This is a genomic window from Azospirillum sp. B4 (assembly GCF_000333275.1).
In the GTDB taxonomy this organism is placed as follows: Bacteria; Pseudomonadota; Alphaproteobacteria; order Azospirillales; family Azospirillaceae; genus Nitrospirillum.
On record NZ_BACU01000064.1, the window covers coordinates 1 to 3,252 of the forward strand.

A 3,252-nucleotide genomic window follows, 5' to 3' on the forward strand; every position below is an offset into this window, starting at 1 on the left:
CACCGCCTGCCGGGCACCGCTACGGCATGGACATCATCGCTGAAGTCCGCGCGCGATACGGCGCGGATGTCGGCGGCATGTTGGTGACTGGCGACACCGACCCGCAACTGATGGAACAGGCCACCGCGGCCGGCGTGGTGGTCGTGCACAAGCCGATCGCCCCACCCCGCCTGCAGCGCCTGGTGATGGACGCCCTTCAAAACGGCACGGGGCAAAACGGCACGGGGCAGGCTGGCACCGGCCGGGTGCCGGTGCCTCCACCCCCAGGCGTCAGTCCCGGAAATTCTCGTATTGCAGCGGCTGCTCGATCTTGAGGCCCTTCACCAGGCGGATGGCGTCCTGAAGGTCATCGATCTTCTTGCCGGTGACCCGCAGCTCATCCCCCTGGATCGCGGCCTGGACCTTCATCTTGCTGTCCTTGATGGCCTTGACGATGGTCTTGGCCAGTTCCTTGTCGATACCCTGCCGGACCTTGACCTCCTGCCGGCGGGTGTCGCCGGCGGCGCGCTCGTCCGTGCCCCAGTCCAGGCACCCCACGTCAAGCTTGCGCCGGGTTAGGTGCACCTTCAGCATTTCCTGCATCTGGGCCAGCTTGGGCGCGTCGTCGGCGTTGATGGTGATGACGTTGTCCTTGTGCTCGATGGTGCACTTGGCGCCCTTGAAGTCGAAGCGCTGGGCCAGTTCCCGCACCACGCCGGCCACGGCGTTGTCGACCTCGGCTTTGTCGGTCTTGGAAACGATGTCGAAGGACGGCATGGCAGTCAGGCTCCCCGGTAAGCGATGAAGGAACGGCGCCGCAACAAGGCGCCCTGGGCCTGGTTCTAGCACGACCCCAGGGCCCGGCACACCCCCAGCCCGGCCCTGGCCGCCCTGCGCCGACTCTGGCGGCGCCCTGGCGTCATCGGCCCGCAACACCTGCCCTGTTTCTGACGTCCCAGCCCAAGATTTTGTTGCGATACGGGGTGTAGCGGGTCAAACATATCGCATGCGGAAAGGTTAGCTCCTTCCTGGCGCTCCCCACCCTTACGCGGTGGTTGCGCTGCGGGGTGGCACCGCGTGTCACGGGCGTCATTTCAGCAGTTGATTCGGGCGGATTTAGTCTCATGGATCGCAGGGCCATACTCCGGCTTGCCGTCGGGATTCCCTTCCTGGGCGTCGGCGGCCTTGTCCGTCCGGGACAGGCCGAGCATCTGGTGAGGGCCGCCGCCCCGGGCACCGCCCGGTCCCCGGCGCCGCGCCCCCCCCGGCTGGTGATGATCGACCCCGGTCACGGCGGCAAGGATCCGGGCGCCATCGGCGCGGGCGGCACCTATGAAAAGGACGTGACCCTGGACCTGGCCAAGGAACTGGCCCTGCAGCTGCGCAAGGCCCAGGGCCTGAGCGCCGGGCTGACGCGGGAGGACGACCACTTCCTGGAACTGGGCGAGCGCGTGGACGTGGCGCGCGAGGCCAAGGCCGACCTGTTCCTGTCCATTCACGCGGACAGCGCCCCCAACACCAAGGCCCGGGGCCTCTCGGCCTACACCCTGTCGGAGAAGGCGTCGGACGCTTTCTCCCAGGCATTGGCCGACAAGGAAAACTACGCCGACCGCCTGGGCCTGGACCTGAAGCACACCAAGCCGGTGGTGGCCGACATCCTGATGGACCTGGCCACCCGCCGTACCAAGGCGGCCTCGCTGGCGGCGCGCCAGGGCATCGTGCGCGGCGCCGGTCGCGACCTGCGCCTGCTGGAGAACCCCATGCGCTCCGCCAACTTCGTGGTGCTCAAGGCGCCGGACATCCCGTCCGTGCTGGTGGAGTCGGGCTTTCTGTCCAACCGGCAGGACGAGGCGTTGCTGCGCGACCCGGCGCAGCGCAAGCGCATCGCCGGCATCCTGGCGCGAGAATTGGCGACGCTACTCGCCTCCCCCACTTTCGCCTGATTTGCGTTTCACACTACCCGCCCACACCTCACCGCTGTGCCCGACGCGATTTTCTGGAAACAGGGACCAAGGCCGAATCCCATGACCTCCGCGACCATCCCCGCGCCCCGCCGGAACCGCCCCGTCACGGGCGCCGTCCTCCTGTTGCTGATGGGCATGGGCGCAGTGTTGGCCGGCTGTCAGTCCCCGGGGCGCGAGTCGCCAGAGCTGGCGCGCCAGCGGGCGGAAGCGGCGGCAGAGGCGCCACCGGTGCCGGATAGCCAGATTGATGAACAAATTCATCAGCTCTGGCGGGAGAAGAGCCCGGATATGAACAGCCGCCTGAACATCACGGTGAACCGGGGCGAAGTGCTGCTGACCGGCAACGCCCGCGACCCTGATATGCGGGTGGATGCGGTGCGCTTAGCCTGGCAAGCGGATGGCGTGCGCAAAGTCATCAATGAAATCAAGATCGCGGACGAAAGCAGCTTGTCAGACAGCGCCACCGACGCCTGGATCAACACCAAGCTTTGGGCGGCACTGCTGCTGGACGGTCAGGTCAGGTCCAGCAACTACAGCATCGAAACCGTCAACCAGGTGGTCTACATCATGGGCGTCGCCCGCAGCGGGGTGGAAATGGAAGCCGTGCTGCAGCACGCCCGTGAACTACCCCGCGTCCGCCAGGTTGTGAATTATGTCCGTCATTGAGCGTGTCGCTGCCGTGCGCCCCCTTTCCTTCCTGGCCGGTTCCCTCTTCACGGCCCCTTTCCTTGCCGTGCCCACCCTGGCGCTGACGCTGATCCTGGTGCCAATGACGCCGGCGGGCGCGCAGCCCATTCCCGGGCTGGCGGGCACACAAACGCTGCCGGACGCGCAGGCCATGGCCAACCGCCAGTTCGTGCAGGCGATGGAAGCCATCCGCAAGGCCGACCAGAGCTATGACCTGCAGGAACAGACCCGGTTGCTGCTGCAGGCGGACAAGCTGTTGTCCAACATCCTCGTGCAAAGCCCGGAAAGCCCATTGGCGGTGCAACTGGCCACCAATCAGTTCGTGGGCGATTTCGACTACAACGACTTCAAGTCGCGCATCCGCAGCCTGGCCTGCAACGACGCCCAATCCACGGGCTGCTTCCTCTACCGTATCGAGGGGCTGATCCAGCCGGTGGACTATCCCATCACCGCGCCGCGCTGGGATTGGCTGTCGCTGGCCGTCGCCCACTACCATCTGGGTGACAAGGACCGCACCAAGCAGATCATCGCCCCCTTCATCGCCGCCTTCCGCCGGGCCCCCCCGGTGACGGAGACCGGCCGCGACCTGTTCCTGGGCCGTGCCCTGGCGCTGACGGGCGAG

General features: G+C 66.8%; 3 protein-coding genes and 2 pseudogenes. 4 read left to right on the forward strand and 1 reads right to left on the reverse strand.

Annotated features, from left to right (window positions below; genetic code table 11):
* Positions 1-314, forward strand: a pseudogene (locus I55_RS35645) (hypothetical protein); the annotation flags it as partial.
* Here I55_RS35645 and I55_RS02420 read toward each other — a convergent pair.
* Complete coding sequence (locus I55_RS02420) at positions 271-756, reverse strand: YajQ family cyclic di-GMP-binding protein (protein WP_044558884.1); 486 nt, start codon at positions 754-756, stop codon at positions 271-273. The pseudogene I55_RS35645 and the gene I55_RS02420 overlap by 44 nt on opposite strands.
* A 347-nt stretch (positions 757-1,103) precedes the next feature.
* Between I55_RS02420 and I55_RS02425 the strand changes: the two genes are divergently transcribed.
* The 3 genes and pseudogenes from I55_RS02425 to I55_RS02435 form a co-directional block, all read left to right on the forward strand.
* Positions 1,104-1,922 carry an N-acetylmuramoyl-L-alanine amidase gene (locus I55_RS02425; protein WP_044558885.1) on the forward strand — a complete coding sequence of 273 codons (819 nt, stop codon included), beginning with the start codon at positions 1,104-1,106 and terminating at the stop codon, positions 1,920-1,922.
* Positions 1,923-2,003: 81 nt separating this feature from the next.
* Positions 2,004-2,609 carry a BON domain-containing protein gene (locus I55_RS02430; protein ID WP_049973766.1) on the forward strand — a complete coding sequence of 202 codons (606 nt, stop codon included), beginning with the start codon at positions 2,004-2,006 and terminating at the stop codon, positions 2,607-2,609.
* Positions 2,596-3,252: pseudogene (locus I55_RS02435) on the forward strand (hypothetical protein); the annotation flags it as partial. The gene I55_RS02430 and the pseudogene I55_RS02435, both read left to right, overlap by 14 nt.

Coding starts and splice junctions, on each gene's coding strand:
- I55_RS02430 (WP_049973766.1), top strand. CDS start 2,004: ATGACCTCCGCGACCATCCCCGCGCCCCGCCGGAACCGCCCCGTCACG.
- I55_RS02425 (WP_044558885.1), top strand. CDS start 1,104: ATGGATCGCAGGGCCATACTCCGGCTTGCCGTCGGGATTCCCTTCCTG.
- I55_RS02420 (WP_044558884.1), bottom strand. CDS start 756: ATGCCGTCCTTCGACATCGTTTCCAAGACCGACAAAGCCGAGGTCGAC.